This window comes from Limobrevibacterium gyesilva, from assembly GCF_025989185.1.
Classification (GTDB): domain Bacteria; phylum Pseudomonadota; class Alphaproteobacteria; order Acetobacterales; family Acetobacteraceae; genus Limobrevibacterium; species Limobrevibacterium gyesilva.
On record NZ_JAPDNT010000003.1, the window covers coordinates 370,824 to 385,985 of the forward strand.

The 15,162-nt window shown below is 69.3% G+C and carries 16 protein-coding genes; 9 read left to right on the plus strand and 7 right to left on the minus strand.

All coding sequences use genetic code 11. The features are described 5' to 3' along the window. Window positions 1-17 precede the first annotated feature (17 nt). The 8 genes from purB to grxD all read left to right on the plus strand — a co-directional run bounded on the left by purB (window position 18) and on the right by grxD (window position 6,967). Window positions 18-1,367, plus strand: coding sequence for an adenylosuccinate lyase (gene purB, locus OL599_RS07715; RefSeq protein ID WP_264713101.1), 1,350 nt, complete (start codon window positions 18-20; stop codon window positions 1,365-1,367). Window positions 1,368-1,379: 12 nt separating this feature from the next. Then, window positions 1,380-2,123, plus strand: a complete 744-nt coding sequence (locus OL599_RS07720; protein ID WP_264713102.1) for an NRDE family protein — start codon at window positions 1,380-1,382, stop codon at window positions 2,121-2,123. Between the two features lie 139 nt (window positions 2,124-2,262). Beyond that, window positions 2,263-3,027: a phosphoribosylaminoimidazolesuccinocarboxamide synthase gene (gene purC / locus OL599_RS07725; RefSeq protein ID WP_264713103.1), complete on the plus strand. Its 765-nt coding sequence runs from the start codon at window positions 2,263-2,265 to the stop codon at window positions 3,025-3,027. Continuing rightward, on the plus strand, window positions 3,027-3,266 hold the full coding sequence (gene purS / locus OL599_RS07730; RefSeq protein WP_264713124.1) for a phosphoribosylformylglycinamidine synthase subunit PurS: 240 nt from the start codon (window positions 3,027-3,029) through the stop codon (window positions 3,264-3,266). The genes purC and purS overlap by 1 nt, the downstream gene beginning before the upstream one ends. Beyond that, window positions 3,267-3,959 (plus strand): phosphoribosylformylglycinamidine synthase subunit PurQ, encoded by a 693-nt coding sequence (gene purQ, locus OL599_RS07735; RefSeq protein ID WP_264713104.1) that lies wholly within the window; start codon window positions 3,267-3,269, stop codon window positions 3,957-3,959. Window positions 3,960-4,173: 214 nt separating this feature from the next. Further along, window positions 4,174-6,369: a phosphoribosylformylglycinamidine synthase subunit PurL gene (gene purL, locus OL599_RS07740; protein WP_264713105.1), complete on the plus strand. Its 2,196-nt coding sequence runs from the start codon at window positions 4,174-4,176 to the stop codon at window positions 6,367-6,369. A 12-nt stretch (window positions 6,370-6,381) separates the two neighbouring features. Beyond that, window positions 6,382-6,615: a BolA family protein gene (locus OL599_RS07745; RefSeq protein ID WP_264713106.1), complete on the plus strand. Its 234-nt coding sequence runs from the start codon at window positions 6,382-6,384 to the stop codon at window positions 6,613-6,615. A gap of 13 nt (window positions 6,616-6,628) precedes the next feature. Beyond that, window positions 6,629-6,967 (plus strand): Grx4 family monothiol glutaredoxin, encoded by a 339-nt coding sequence (gene grxD, locus OL599_RS07750; protein ID WP_264713107.1) that lies wholly within the window; start codon window positions 6,629-6,631, stop codon window positions 6,965-6,967. A 231-nt stretch (window positions 6,968-7,198) separates the two neighbouring features. On the opposite strand, the gene OL599_RS07755 is transcribed toward grxD, so the two are convergent. Then, on the minus strand, window positions 7,199-8,389 hold the full coding sequence (locus OL599_RS07755; protein ID WP_264713108.1) for a VanZ family protein: 1,191 nt from the start codon (window positions 8,387-8,389) through the stop codon (window positions 7,199-7,201). A 232-nt stretch (window positions 8,390-8,621) separates the two neighbouring features. On the opposite strand from OL599_RS07755, the gene ydiK reads away from it, so the two are divergent. Next, window positions 8,622-9,695, plus strand: a complete 1,074-nt coding sequence (gene ydiK, locus OL599_RS07760) for an AI-2E family transporter YdiK (protein ID WP_264713109.1) — start codon at window positions 8,622-8,624, stop codon at window positions 9,693-9,695. Window positions 9,696-9,714: 19 nt separating this feature from the next. Here ydiK and OL599_RS07765 read toward each other — a convergent pair whose 3' ends face one another. The 6 genes from OL599_RS07765 to OL599_RS07790 form a co-directional block, all read right to left on the minus strand. Next, window positions 9,715-10,926: a multidrug effflux MFS transporter gene (locus tag OL599_RS07765; RefSeq protein WP_347403194.1), complete on the minus strand. Its 1,212-nt coding sequence runs from the start codon at window positions 10,924-10,926 to the stop codon at window positions 9,715-9,717. Beyond that, the gene (locus tag OL599_RS07770) at window positions 10,923-11,903 is read right to left on the minus strand and encodes a hydroxyacid dehydrogenase (RefSeq protein WP_264713110.1); all 981 of its coding nucleotides are present in this window, start codon (window positions 11,901-11,903) and stop codon (window positions 10,923-10,925) included. Before OL599_RS07770 ends, OL599_RS07765 begins: the two co-directional genes overlap by 4 nt. A gap of 31 nt (window positions 11,904-11,934) precedes the next feature. Next, window positions 11,935-12,675 (minus strand): creatininase family protein, encoded by a 741-nt coding sequence (locus OL599_RS07775; RefSeq protein WP_264713111.1) that lies wholly within the window; start codon window positions 12,673-12,675, stop codon window positions 11,935-11,937. 13 nt (window positions 12,676-12,688) lie between these two features. Then, complete coding sequence (locus tag OL599_RS07780) at window positions 12,689-14,293, minus strand: ABC transporter substrate-binding protein (protein WP_264713112.1); 1,605 nt, start codon at window positions 14,291-14,293, stop codon at window positions 12,689-12,691. Between the two features lie 64 nt (window positions 14,294-14,357). Next, the gene (gene ccoS, locus OL599_RS07785; RefSeq protein WP_264713113.1) at window positions 14,358-14,525 is read right to left on the minus strand and encodes a cbb3-type cytochrome oxidase assembly protein CcoS; all 168 of its coding nucleotides are present in this window, start codon (window positions 14,523-14,525) and stop codon (window positions 14,358-14,360) included. Beyond that, window positions 14,522-15,162 (minus strand): HAD-IC family P-type ATPase (locus OL599_RS07790; RefSeq protein ID WP_264713114.1); only part of this gene is annotated, 641 nt, incomplete at its 5' end. The genes ccoS and OL599_RS07790, both read right to left, overlap by 4 nt.

Consider the following 15,162-nt stretch of genomic DNA (forward strand, 5'->3'; position numbering starts at 1 on the left):
TCGAGACTGGAGAGACAATGGTTCCCCGTTACACTCGCCCGGCCATGGCTGCCATCTGGGCGCCCGAGAACCGCTATCGAATCTGGTTCGAGATCGAAGCGCTGGCCGCCGAGGCGATGGCGCAGCTCGGCACCATCCCGGCCGAAGCCGCCCGCGCCATCCGCGAAAAAGGCGGCGCGAAACTGGCGACCATCAACGCCGCCGATGTCGAACGCATCGACGAGATCGAGCGCGAGACCCGCCACGACGTGATCGCCTTCCTCACCTGGCTCGCCGAGTCCGTGGGGCCGGACAGCCGCTTCGTGCATCTGGGCCTGACCAGCAGCGACGTGCTCGATACGTGCTTCTCCGTACAGCTCACCCAGGCGGCCGACCTGTTGCTGGCCGACATCGATGCGGTCCTGGCGGCGCTGAAGGCCCGCGCGTTCGAGCACAAGCACACGGTCACGATCGGGCGCAGCCACGGCATCCATGCCGAACCGACCAGCTTCGGCCTGAAGCTCGCCGGGCACTACGCCGAGTTCGCCCGCAACCGCGTGCGCCTGCAGCAGGCCCGCGCCGAGGTGGCCGTGGCCGCCGTCAGCGGCGCCGTCGGCACCTTCGCCCATGTGGACCCGCGGGTGGAGGCTTATGTGGCGGAGAAGCTCGGCCTCGCGGTGGAGCCGGTCTCGACCCAGGTGATCCCGCGCGACCGGCATGCCGCGTATTTCTGCACGCTGGGCGTGATCGCCTCGGGCATCGAGCGGCTGGCGACGGAAGTGCGGCACCTGCAGCGCAGCGAGGTGCGAGAGGCGGAGGAATTCTTCCATCCCGGCCAGAAGGGCTCCTCGGCCATGCCGCACAAGCGCAACCCGGTGCTGTCGGAGAACCTGACCGGCTTGGCGCGGACCGTGCGCGCGGCCGTGGTGCCGGCGCTGGAGAACGTGGTGCTGTGGCACGAGCGCGATATCAGCCATTCCAGCGTGGAGCGGGCGATCGCACCGGATTCGACGGTGACGCTGGATTTCGCCCTGGCCCGGCTGGCGGGCATGATGGACAAGCTGACCATCTACCCCGACCGCATGGCCACGAACCTGGAGAGCCTGGGCGGCGTGGTGCATTCCGGCGAGGTGCTGCTGGCGCTGGCCAAGGCCGGCATCCTGCGCGAGGACGCCTACCGGATCGTGCAGCGCAACGCCATGGAGACCTGGACGAAGCTCGGCACGCCCGAGGGGTGCAGCTTCCGCGCCAACCTCGAGGCCGACCCCGAGGTGGCCGGCCGCGTGCCGCCCGAGGCGCTGGACGCCGCCATGGACCCGGCCCTGCACCTGCGCCACCTGGACACCGTGTACACCCGGGTGTTCGGGGAACCCGGCCCTCAGGCCTGACGCCCGCATCCGATGTGCACGGCCGTCGTCCTGTTCCGTCCCGGCCATGACTGGCCGGTGCTGCTAGGGGCGAATCGCGACGAGATGGTGGCCCGTCCATGGGATCGGCCGGGCGCCTACTGGCCCGACCATCCGGGCGTGGTCGCCGGGCGCGACCGCAGCGGCGGCGGCACCTGGATGGGCATGAACGCCGCCGGCGTGGTTGCGGCCGTGCTCAACCGGCCCGGCAGCCTGGGCCCGGCCCCCGGGAAGCGCAGCCGCGGCGCGTTGCCGCTGCTCGCCCTGGGCCATGATACGGCCGCCGATGCGGCTGCGGCCCTGGCTGACATTCCCGCCGGGGAATACCGCAGTTTCAACATGATCGTGGCCGATTCTCGGAGCGTGGTGTTCGTCCGCGGCCTGGACGGCGAGCGCGCCGAGCCGATCCCCCTGCCCGCCGGCCTGCACATGGTGACGGCGCACGACCCGAACGACGAAGCCAGCCCGCGCACCGCCCGCCACCTGCCCCGCTTCCGCGCCGCCGCTGTGCCGGCCCCGGCGATCGGGGACTGGCGGGCTTGGACCGCGCTGCTGGCCGATCGCGGCGGGCCGCAAGGCAGCGAAATCAACGTCCCCGAGCGGCATGGATTCGCAACCGTCAGCTCCGCGCTGGTCGGCCTGCCCGCATGCGGGCGGCCGGTCTGGCTGTTCGCGGCCGGCCCGCCCGACGCGGCCCCCTTCGTGCCCGTGCAACTCGCTGCGCGCGAGGGGGTCTGACCGGCCTTGCACGGGGGACGTGGCACCGCGATCACGTCGCTGCTATACCCGCCCCGCGCCGCCGGCCCGCGGGGGTGCCGCTTGCCGTCGCGTAGGTTGCGCGCGGTGTTGATGGGGACAGCCCCTGAGGAAATACGCCATGGCACGCCGCCGCCAGCTCTACGAAGGTAAAGCCAAGATCCTGTTCGAGGGACCCGAGCCCGGGACGCTCGTGCAGTATTTCAAGGACGACGCGACCGCGTTCAACGCCCAGAAGAAGGGCGTGATCACCGGCAAGGGCGTGCTGAACAACCGCATCAGCGAGTATCTGATGCTGCGGCTGGCGGAAATCGGCATCCCCACGCATTTCGTCCGCCGCCTGAACATGCGCGAGCAGCTGATCCGCGAGGTCGAGATCATCCCGATCGAGGTGGTGGTCCGCAACGTCGCCGCCGGCAGCCTGTCCACCCGCCTGGGCATCCCCGAGGGCACCCGCCTGCCGCGCAGCATCATCGAGTATTATTACAAGAACGACGCGCTCGGCGACCCGATGGTGGCCGAGGAGCACATCACCGCCTTCGGCTGGGCGGCGACGCAGGACATGGACGACATCGTCGCCCTGACCTTGCGCATCAACGACTTCCTGACCGGGCTGTTCCTGGGCGTCGGCATCACGCTGGTCGACTTCAAGGTGGAATTCGGCCGGCTGTGGGAGAATGAGGAGATGCGCATCGTCCTGGCCGACGAGATCAGCCCGGACAATTGCCGCCTGTGGGACAGCAAGACCAGCGAGAAGATGGACAAGGACCGCTTCCGCCGCGACCTCGGCAAGGTCGAGGAGGCGTACCAGGAAGTGGCGCGCCGCCTGGGCATCCTGCCCGAGGCCGGCACGCGCGACCTCAAGGGCCCGGAGACGATGCAGTGATCAAGGCGACCGTGACCGTGATGCTGAAGGACGGCGTGCTCGACCCCCAGGGAAAGGCCATCGGCCACGCGCTGCACGGCCTGGGCTTCGGCAATGTCGGCGAAGTGCGCGCCGGCAAGGTGATCGAGCTGGAACTGGCGGAGACTGACCCCGGCCGCGCCCGCACCCAGGCCGAGGACATGGCCCGCAAGCTGCTGGCCAACACCGTGATCGAAAGCTTCAAGGTCGAGGTCGCCTGAATGCACGCCGCGGTCGTCGTCTTCCCCGGCATCAACCGCGAGCGCGACATGGCGATCGCGCTCGAAAAGACCTGCGGCCGCAAGCCGCGCATGGTCTGGCACAAGGAAACCGACCTCTCCGGCATCGATCTCGTGGTCCTGCCCGGTGGCTTCTCCTATGGCGACTACCTGCGCTGCGGCGCCATGGCCGCGCAGTCGCCGGTGATGCGCGCGGTGCGCGCCCATGCCGAGCGCGGCGGCCATGTGCTGGGCGTGTGCAACGGCTTCCAGATCCTCACCGAGGCCGGAATGCTGCCGGGTGCGCTGCTGCGCAATGCCTCGCTGCGTTTCCTGTCGATGGACTGCCACCTGCGGGTGGAGCGCGCCGATACCGATTTCACCCGCCACTACCAGCGCGGCCAGGTGTTCCGCGCCCCGCTGGCGCATGGCGACGGCAACTACTTCGCCGATGATGCCACGCTCGACCGGCTGGAGGGCGAGGGCCTGGTGGCGTTGCGCTATGCCACGCCCGACGGCGCCATCGTGCCCGAGGCCAACCTGAACGGCAGCGCCCGCAACATCGCCGGCATCTATACGCCGAACCTGCGCGTGCTCGGCCTGATGCCGCACCCCGAGGACCTCGTGGACCCGCTGATGGGCGGCACCGACGGCAAGCCGCTGTTCGACGGCCTCGTGGCCGCGCTGGCGGCCTAGATGATCAGCAAGGGCAGGGCGCTGCCCTGCACCCGCCAAAGGCCGGAGGCCTTTGGAAACCCAGACTTTCTTGGCGGGATCAACGACCTTCAGCTGATATCAGCTGAAGGCCGCCTATCCAGCCAAGAGGGTATGGGATTGCCAAGGCTCCGCCTTGGCTGGGGTCCAGGGGCAAAGCCCCTGGCCTTCCCTTAACCAACCAGGGCCGCGACACATGGCACAACAGGTAAACCAGGCCCTCGCCCGCCAGTTCGGGCTCAGCGCCGACGAGTACGCGAAGGTGCTGGCCATCATGGGCCGCACGCCCACGCTGACCGAGCTCGGCGTGTTCAGCGTGATGTGGTCGGAGCACTGCTCCTACAAATCCTCCCGCGTGTGGCTGAAGACGCTGCCGACCAAGGCGCCCTGGGTGATCCATGGCCCGGGCGAGAACGCCGGCGTGATCGATATCGGCGACGGCCTGGCCGCCATCTTCAAGATGGAGAGCCACAACCACCCGAGCTTCATCGAGCCGTATCAGGGTGCGGCCACCGGCGTGGGCGGCATCCTGCGCGACGTGTTCACCATGGGCGCGCGCCCGATCGCCAACCTCAACGCGCTGCGTTTCGGCGACCCTGCCCTGCCCCGCACCAGGCGCATCGTCGACGGCGTGGTGCGCGGCATCGGTGGCTACGGCAACTGCGTGGGCGTGCCCACCGTGGGCGGCGAGATCAATTTCCACCCCAGCTACAACGGCAATCCGCTGGTCAACGCCATGACCGTGGGCATCGCGCCGAAGGACCGCATCTTCCTGTCCGCGGCCGCCGGCATCGGCAACCCCGTGGTCTATGTCGGCTCCAAGACCGGCCGCGACGGCATCCACGGCGCCACCATGGCCAGCGCCGAGTTCGGCAAGGATGCCGAGGAAAAGCGGCCGACCGTGCAGGTGGGCGACCCGTTCACCGAGAAGTTGCTGATCGAAGCCTGCCTGGAGCTGATGGCCACCGACGCCATCGTCGCCATCCAGGACATGGGCGCCGCCGGGCTGACCAGTTCCTCGGTGGAGATGGCCGGCAAGGGCGGCGTGGGCATCGAGCTCGTCCTCGACCAGGTGCCGCAGCGCGAGACCGGCATGACCGCGTACGAAATGATGCTGTCGGAGAGCCAGGAGCGCATGCTGATGGTGCTGCGCCCGGACCGGCAGGACGTGGCACGCGCCATCTTCGAGAAATGGGACCTGGATTTCGCGGTCATCGGCCACCTGACCGACACCGGCCGCATCGTGGTGAAGCACCGCGGCGTGGTGGAGGCCGATATCCCGCTCGACCCGCTGGCCGAACAGGCGCCGCTGTACCACCGCCCGACGGTGGAGCCGCCGAAGCCCGCGCCGCTCGGCCCGGTCGCCGACCCCGTGGGCCTCGCAGCCGGGCTGATGACGCTGATCGGCTGCCCCGACGTGGCCTCACGCGCCTGGGTGTGGGACCAGTACGACAGCACCGTCGGCGGCCAGACCGTGAAGCGGCCCGGCGGCGCCGACGCCGCGGTGGTGAAGATCGAGGACCACGCCCGCGCCCTGGCGCTGACCACCGACTGCACGCCGCGCTACTGCAAGGCCGACCCCGAGGTCGGCGGCGCGCAGGCGGTGGCGGAGGCATGGCGCAACATCACGGCGACCGGCGCCCTGCCTTTGGCCGTGACCGACAACATGAATTTCGGCAACCCCGAGAAGCCGGAGATCATGGGTCAGTTCGCCGCCGCCATCCGCGGCATGGCGGCCGCCTGCACCGCGCTGGACTTCCCGGTCGTGTCCGGCAATGTCAGCCTCTACAACGAGACCGAGGGCAAGGGCATCCTTCCCACCCCCGCGATCGGCGGCGTGGGCGTGCTGGAGGATGCGTCCAAGGCCGTTGGCATCGCCCTGATCCCGGAGCTGGACCTGGTGCTGATCGGGCATAGCGCGGGCTGGCTGGGCCAGTCGCTGTGGCTGCGCGAGGTGGCTGGGCGCGAGGACGGCCCGCCGCCGCCGGTGGACCTCGCCGTCGAGCGCCGCAACGGCGATTTCGTGCGCGGCCGGATTCTGTCCAGCACGGTTCACGCCTGCCACGACGTGTCGGATGGCGGGGTGCTGGTGGCGATCGCCGAAATGGCGCTGGCCGGCAACACCGGCGTGCGCCTGCTGCCGGAGCCCGCCGGCGTGCCGCCGCACGCGTTCTGGTTCGGCGAGGACCAGGGCCGCTACGTCCTGGCGGTGGCCGACTCGGCCGCCTTGCTGCAATCTGCGGCCTTCGCTGGTGTTCCGGCCGTGCGCATCGGCCAAACCGGCGGGGGGGATTTGACACTGCCGGATGGCGGCACCATCTCACTGCCGACGTTGCGCGCGGCGCATGAACGATTCTTCCCGGCCTGGATGAACGGGCCGGCGACAAGGTAAGGACGAAACGGCATGGCGATGCCCGCCAGCGAAATCGAAGCCCTGATCAAGGCAGCACTGCCGGACGCCCGCGTGACCATCGAAGATCTGGCGGGTGACGGCGACCACTACGCCGCCACCGTGATCAGCGAGATGTTCCGGGGCAAGTCCCGCGTCCAGCAGCACCAGATCGTCTACGCCGCCCTGCGCGGCCGGATGGGGGGCGAGTTGCATGCCCTCGCGCTTCAGACCTCAGCCCCCGATTAAGGAGCTTTCCGCGATGACCAACCCCGTGTTCGAACGCATCCAGGCCGACATCACCGCGAACCCGGTGATGCTGTACATGAAGGGCAATGCGATGTTCCCGCAATGCGGCTTCTCGGCCCGCGTGGTGCAGATCCTCACCCATATGGGCGTGCCCTTCAAGACCGCGAACGTGCTGGAAGACGCCGAGCTGCGCGACGGGATCAAGCAGTTCTCCAACTGGCCGACAATCCCGCAGCTTTATGTGAACGGCGAGTTCGTCGGCGGCTGCGACATCGTGACCGAGATGTTCCAGTCCGGCGAGCTCGGGAGCTTCCTGACCGAGAAGGGCATTCCGCACGAAGCGGCCGCCTGACGTCGTCGCGGCCCCCGCAATCCCGCTTGCGCGGACTCCCGCCTTCGGGGCAGGCTGCGCTCTGTCGTCAACCAACTGAAAGGAGGTGATCCAGTGTCTCATTGTTCGTGCCTTCGGCCAACCGTTGTGACCCGGATCTCTGTCCTCGCTTCCGAGGTGGCAGAGTAGCGTCCCGTCCGACAGCAGCCGTTGCCTGACAATGCGAAGGCCCCGGGCGACCGGGGCCTTCTTCTATTCGCGCCCGCCACTTTCGGCGACAACGAGCTCCGGCCCCGCCTGCGCAGGCGGACGCGCCAGCAACGCAAAAGCGCCGCCGATCATCAGCGCCGTCAGGGCGTCGCCGATTTCCGCCGAGCGGTCCGGCAGGAACGTCTGGGCCATGCTCGTGGCCAGCAGCATCAGCGCGGTCAGGCCGGTCGCAGGCAGCAGCCGCATGCCGGCCTGGCCGAGCAGCCAGATCAGGCCGCCATACAGGTAGAACTTCGCGCAGAACGCCTGCGCGGCGACGCCGATCGACCCGGACATCAGGCTGGCCCACGGCACCCATCCGAACGCGCGCGACGCCTCGGCCAGATGGAACGGCTCCAGCCGCAGGGACACCACCAGGGCGGCGAACACGCCGGCCGTCACCACCGCCCGCCCCGGCAGCCGGCCCGGCACGAGCAGACGGAGGGCGAAGACGATCCCCGCCCCGGCGAGGTCGGCCGGGTGCAACGCGCGGTCGATGATCAGTACCTGGCCGAGCGCCTCCATCCCCACCAGCAGCGGGAACAGCAGCAGCCACCGGCGGAAGCCGTAGAGGACCTCGACAATCGCCCCGATCAGCAGCCAGGTGCCGGCATACCGCGCCAGCTCGAACGGCGGCAGGCCAGGCGACAGCGCCGGCTGCAGCGCGTGCCAGTATTTGTGCGGGTCGATCGTCGGCACATAGGGGTACAGGCGATAGAGCAGCCACGCCGCCAGCAGCGCCGCCTCCGGCGGGTGCAGGCTGAGCTCGCGAACCAGGGTCCACCTCCGACCTTGCACCCGCGCCGCGGCGGCGAGCGCCCCGAGCGCTGATCCGATCGTATTGGCGTAGACATCGCCCATCGAGCAGTCGCGGCCGGCATCGTAGAATTGCAGCAACTCCATCGCCGTGCTGAGCACCGTGCCGCCGAGGGTCGCGCAGGCCAGGCGCGACCATACCGGCGCGCGTGCCGGCAACGCGCAGAACGCGAAGAAGCCGAACGGCGCATACAGCAGGATATTGGCGAGCAGGTCGCCGCGGTCGTCCCAGTCGCGCCAGCTGGCGAGCAAATGGTGGACCGCTCCGGCCTCGTGGAGGGGGCCGGAATACGCGAACGGATAGAGCGATCCGTAGCCGATGCAGACCGTCACCAGGGCCAGGACGGCCGCGTGGCCTTTGCCGAATCCCTGTCGCACCGCCTTCCTGCCCACGTTCCGTGCCCCTATGCGTCGCGTTGAACCGCAGCGCGCGTTGCCCGGGCGCTATCGCAACGCTACCCTCTCCCTCCCCGGCCAATCGGTCCGATAGCCGATAGTGTTCGTGCCGGCCCCATGTCGCGGCCCGGGGACCCGTGTCGGCCGTTGTTGCGCGTTGCCCGTTCGTTGCGGCACCGGAGGGTGCCGCGTATCCATGGCAGGATCCACCTTCATGGCCGACGCCTACCGCGACCTGACCCGCACAACCCTCGCCGTGCTGTTCATCGGCGGGATGATCACCACCTGCTTCTGGATCCTCGGCCCCTTCCTGCCGGCCATCGTCTGGGCCGTGACCCTGGTCATCGCCACATGGCAACTGATGCTGCGAGCGCAAGCGGCGTTGTGGAACATGCGCGGGCTTGCGGTCGCTGTCATGACGCTGGGGCTGCTGCTGGTGTTCATCGTGCCGTTCTGGTTCGCCATCGGCACCATCGTCGGCCATGCCGGCCAGATCGCCGAGTGGGTCCGCGCGCTCGCCTCGTTCAAGTTACCGCCCGCGCCGGACTGGCTGACCGCGTTGCCGCTCGTCGGCGCGCGGGCCACACAGCTCTGGGACGAAGCCGCCGACAGGGGCCTGCGCGACCTGGCGCCGCAGCTGGCGCCCTATGCCGGGCAGGTGACCAACTGGTTCGTCGGTGCGGTGGGCAGCCTCGGGATCGTGTTCGTGCAGTTCCTGCTGACCGTCATCCTCGCGGGCATCATGTACGCCAAGGGCGAGCAGGGCGCGGCGATGGCGCGCCGCTTCGGACACCGGCTGGCCGGCGAGCGCGGGGCGGAGGCGGTTCGCCTTGCCGGCCAGGCCATCCGTGGCGTGGCGCTCGCCGTGGTAGTGACGGCGGCCGCGCAATCGCTGCTGGGCGGCATCGCGATCGCCGTGGCCGGCGTGCCGTTCGCCTCGGTGCTGACGGCGCTGATGTTCATGCTGTGCATTGCCCAGCTCGGGCCGGGGCTGGTGCTGTTGCCAGCGGTGATCTGGATGTATGTGGTCGGCAGCGCCGCCTGGGGCACGTTCCTGCTGGTGTCGTCGCTGGTCGTCATCAGCCTGGACAATTTCCTGCGCCCGATCCTGATCAGGAAGGGCGCGGACCTGCCGCTGCTGCTGATCCTCGGCGGCGTGATCGGCGGGCTGCTGTCGTTCGGGCTGGTGGGGATCTTCCTCGGCCCCGCCGCCCTGGCGGTGACCTACACCCTGCTGCAGGCCTGGATGGCCGAAGACGATGCCGGCCAGCCGACGATGGACGTGTGACCGGCGGCGACGTGGCGGCTCAGCGTCGTGTCCGCGACACTACGGCGGCCAGTGCCAACAGGCTGGCAAGCGAGGAGAGCAGCAGCACCAGTGCCGCCGGTTGCGCCGGATTCTCGTGCCACAGCCCTACCAGCAGCGTGCAGAAGGCGCCGAAGCCCATCTGCGTGAAGCCGTAAAGCCCGGATGCGGCGCCGGTCATGCCCGGCACGGCGCTGATCGCGCTGGTCAGCGCCAACGGGCTCACGGTGCCGGTCCCTACAGTGAACACCAGCATCGACGCCAGCATCGTCACGACCGTCAGGTGCCCGGTCACTTCGGCGGCGAAGAACAGCGCCGCGCCGATCGCCGCCAGCACGATCCCGGCCCGCATCAGGCGCATCGGGTCGACCCGCGAGACCAACCGGTTGGCGATCAGGCTGCCCAGTGTGATGCCCAGGATCGGCGCCGCCAGATACCAGCCGATCTCCGCGGCCGGGCGATGCAGGCGGTCCACGATGATGAACGGTGCCGCTGCAAGGAAGGCGTAGAAGCTCGTCGTGGTCCCGGCCCCGGCAATGGTCAGGCCGCGGAACGCCGGCGAGCCCAGCAACCGCAGATAGCTGCCGAGCATGCCGGCCGGGCGTCCGCCGCCCTGCGGCTGGTGCGTCTCCGGCAGCGTCGCCAACGCGGTCAACAGCGTCAGCGTGCCGATAAAGGCGAGCAGCGCGAAGATCGCGCGCCAGCCCAGGAAGGTGGCGATGGCGCCGCCGACCAGCGGCGCCATCGCTGGGGAGACCGACATGAACAGGTTGAGCAGCGCCAGCTTCGCCGCCGCCTCGCGCGCGGAGGACACGTCGCGCAGGATGGCGCGCCCCAGCACCAGGCCGCTGCACCCGCCCAGCGCCTGCACCACCCGCGCCACCACCAGTGTCCCCAGGCCCGGCGCCAGCCCGGCCACCATGCCGCCGGCGGCATACAGCAGCAACCCGCCCAGCAGGACGGGACGTCGCCCGAACCGGTCGGACAGCGGCCCATAGAGCAACTGCCCGCCGGCGAGCCCGACCAGGTACAGCGTGATCGTGAGCTGGATGGCGCCGTTCGACACGCCGAGATCGCGCGCGGCGACGGGCAAGGCCGGCACGAAGATATGCATCGACATCGTGCCGGAGATCACCAGCGCGAAGATCAGCCACAGCGGCGGCTGCGTTGCACCGCCCAGCGGCGGCGCCTTGATCCAGCCGGGGCGTGTCAGCCCAGCACCTCCTTGTTCACCACGTTGTCGCGCTCGACGCGCCCGTCGAACACGCCGAGGATGTTCCGCACCGATGCGACGGCCATCCGGTCGAGCGATTCCTGGGTGACGCCGGCCATGTGCGGCGCGGTGATCACATTGGGCAGATGCGGCAGCGTGTTCTCGGGCACGATGGGTTCCTGCGCGAACACATCGAGCCCCGCGCCGGCGATGTCGCCGGAGGTGAGTGCCGCGTGCAGCGCCGCCTCGTCGATGATGCCGCCGCGGGCGGTGTTCACCAGGAAGGCGGATCGCTTCATGCGCGCAAGGCGGTCGGCATTGAACATGCCGACCGTCGCCGGCGATTTCGGGCAATGGATCGTGACGAAATCAGCCTTCGGCAGCGCCGCGTCCAGGTCCGGCGCGGGAGTGCAGCCGCGCGAGCGGATGACGTCCTCGGGCACGTAGGGATCGTGCACCAGCACGTTCATTTCCATCGCCAGGCAACGCGCGGCCACGCGGGTGCCGATCTTGCCGAAACCCACGATCAGCACCGTCTTGCCGTAAAGGTCGAAGATCCTGACGCTGAATTTCTGCGTCCAGCGCCCGTCTTGCACCAGCGCGTGCATGGCCGCGCCCTGCTTGGCGAGCTCCATCATGAAATAGATGGCGTGCTCGGCCACGGTGACGGAATTGGCGGTGCCGGCGATCAACAGCGGAATGCCGCGCCGGGTCAGCGCCGGCACATCGACCGCGTCATAGCCCACGCCGATTCGGGCGACGACCTTCAGCTCCGGCGCCAGCGCAATATCGGCAGCGGGAAAGGGCCGCCCCCACAGCGCGATGCCGTCGGCCGTGGCCAGCATCGCCTGGAACGCCGCCGGCGGGGTCGTGTCCTCGAACCGCAGCGTCTCGATATCGTCGCGGCTGCGCGCGAGGTCCCAGCCGGCCTGCGCCATGGCGGCCGGCAGCATCAGCTTCTTGCGGTTATCAGCCATTGCCGCCCCCTTCGTCGCCCCCTGGCGGCGTTCAATAAGCCAGGAAGGTCCGATACGCTTCCACCATGTCCTCGATCGCCGCGTCGTACAGCCGCTTGCCGTGCTCGGGCGAGGACAGCGACGGGTCGGAGCCGATGCGACCATCGGGGTAGCGCGCGCGATAATCCGCCGCCTCGAAGAACTGCGAGCTGGGCGGTGCGACTTTCGGCGACATCTGCGCGTGCTTGATGGCCTGGGGCTGGTAGTACTGCGCCAGTGACACCTCGGCCGCGGTGGCGTGGCTGCCGTTCACGCCGCCATACAATTCCTCGGCCACCTTCTTGCAGCGCGGCCCGCCGGACCAGAACGTCATCCGGCAGCGCACCTGCTCCACCGGATCGCCGAGCGACTTCGCGGCGTAGATCTCGTCGAACGCCGCCGTCACCGTCGCGACATTGCCGCCATGCCCGTTGATGAAGAAGAAGCGCTGGAATCCGTGCACCGCCAGCGACTGCACGACATCGCGCACCACCAGCATCAGCGTGCTCGGCCGCAGCGTCGCCGAACCCTTGAAGGCCAGATGGTGCTGCGACATGCCATAAGCGAGCGTCGGCGCCACCGCGCAGCCGATCGCGTCGCCCACGCCCTTGGCCACCACCTCGGCGCAGAGGTGGTCGGTGCCGATCAGCCCGTTCGGGCCGTGCTGCTCGGTGGAGCCGATCGGCACGATGACGCCGTTCGATGTGCGCAGATAGTCCTCGACCTCCTGCCAGGTCGCCAGTGCCAGTTGCATGATCTTTCGTTCCTTATTGCGCGAGGCTGACGCCGCCGAACGGCTGGCCGCCGAGGAAGTGCAGCTTGAAGCCGCGCACGTTATTGCGCACGCCGACGAAGGCGCGGGCGTCGGCGAATACCATGGCCGGCACCTCGTCGTGGAACACCTGCTGCGCCTGTTGGTACAGCCGCGCCCGCTCCGCCTGGCTGGTGACGATGTTGGCCCGCTGGATCAGGTCGCTGTAGGTGCGGTTGCACCAGTGCGGGATGTTGCGGCCAGTGGTCAGCGCCTCGCAGGTGAAGCCGATCAGCTGCTGGCTCGGATCGGGATAGTCCCAGGTGCCTCCGAGCATGCCGACATCGGCCTCGTTGTTGCGGATGCGGCGCAGGTACTCGCCCCATTCGAAGGTCACGATCTTCGCGGTGACGCCGATCTTGGCCCAGTCGGCCTGGATCATTTCGGCGGCGCGACGGCCATTGGGCATGTAGGCGCGGGCCACCGGAATGGCCCACAGATCGGTGCTGAAGCCGTTGGGATAGCCGGCCTCGGCCAGCAATGCCTTGGCCCGCGCGGGGTCGTAGGGGCGCGGCTTCACCTGGTCGTTGTGGCCCCACAGCGCCGGCGAGACCAGCGCCGCCGCCGGCGTGCCGCTGCCCTGATAGACCGCCTTCACCAGGCTGTTGAGGTCGATCGCTGTCGCCAGCGCCTCGCGCACGCGCTTGTCGTCGAACGGCTTCTTGTCATTGCGGAACGCCAGATAGCTGAGCGAGGCGATCGTGCTGTCCTGCACGGTCACGCCCGCCGTCGCGCGCATCGCGTCGAGATCGGCGGGATTGGGATAGCGCGCCACCTGGCATTCATTGGCACGCAGCTTGGCGAAGCGGACCGACGGATCAGGCGTGATCGAGAACACGAGGTTGTCGACCTTGGCCGCGCGCTCCGGCATGCCGCCGTTCGCGCCCCAGAAATCCTTGAAGGCGCGGAAGCGGATCAGGCTGTCCTTCTGGTACTGCACCAGCTGGAACGGCCCGGTGCCGATCGGCGCGATGTCGAGCTGGTCGGGCGTGCCCGCCTTGTCCATCGCGGCGGCGTATTCGGCCGACTGGATCGAGAAGGGCTGCACCGACAGCGTGCTCAGCAGCGGCGCCAGCGGAGTCTTCAGCTCGAACAGCACGGTGTCGTCGGACACCTTGGTGACCGCCTTCAGGCTCGGCTCCACCAGGGCCGCGAACAGCGGATAGTTGCCGCCACCCACCTTGTTGAAGCGGTGCGCCCTGTCAAGCATCCGGTTGAAGCTGAACACCACGTCGTCGGCATTGAGCGCGCGCGTCGGCTTGAACGTGGCGCTGGACTGCCACTTCACGCCATGGCGCAGCTTGAAGGTGTATTGCAGCCCGTCTTCCGAGATCGTCCAGGATTCCGCCAGCGCCGGCTTCAGCGCGGAGCCGCCGATCTCCATCTCCACCAGCCGGTCGGAGATCTGCTCGGACACGTCGAAGCTGGTGTTGGCGGTGCTGAGCGCCGAGCTCAGCGCGTCCGGGCTCGCCTCGGTGCAGACCACCAGCGTATCCGCCCGGGCCGCCCCGGCCCCCAGCGCCAACGCGGCGCCACATGCAATGAGCAAACGCCTGGACATGGCCTGTCCCCCTCTTGCCTCGGATGGACGAAGTGTCATGGAGCGGGGCCGCATGGTCAATGCATCATCGGCGCTCCGGCGCGTCGTTCCGCGGCGCGTCGTCGAACAGGATGCGGTTTGCGGCACCCTCGACATCGTCATACTGGCCGGAGCGCAGCGTCCACAGGAACAGCGCCAGGGCGCCGCCGCCCAGCACCAGGCTCAGCATGATCAGGGTGAACATCGCGGTCATGCGCGTCTGCCTCGCACACGCAAGCTGTTGGCCATCACCACCAGCGACGAGCTGGACATCGCCGCCGCCGCCAGCCAGGGCGTCACGAACCCGGCAACCGCCAGCGGCAGCATCACGGCGTTGTAGCAGATCGACAGCGCGATGTTCTGCCGCATCACCGCCCGCGCGCGCCGCGCCACCGCCACCGCCTCGGCCACCGGCGCCAGCAGCGATCCCTGGAACACCATGTCGGCCACGGTCTGGCTGACATCGGCGGCACTCGACGGCGAGGCCGACACGCTGGCGGCGGCCAGCGACGGCCCGTCGTTCACTCCGTCGCCCACCATCAGCACGCGGCGGCCCTGGCCGCGCAGCCCTTCCACCAGCGCCACCTTCTCGACCGGCGAGCGCTCTGCCTGCCAGTCCGTGATGCCGAGCGCGACCGCGACGGCCGCCACCGGCCCGCTGCGGTCGCCGGAGGCCAGCATCACCTGCAAGCCCATGGCACGCAGCCGGGCGACGCAGGCGGCGGCGTCGGCACGCAGCCGCTCGTCGAAGCGCAAGCACAGCGGCGCGTGGCCCGGGCGCGCCAGCCACAGCTCGGGCCCCTGCGCCGGCGCGGCGGCCGGATCGCCGGCGAAGGCGCGGCTGCCCAGGC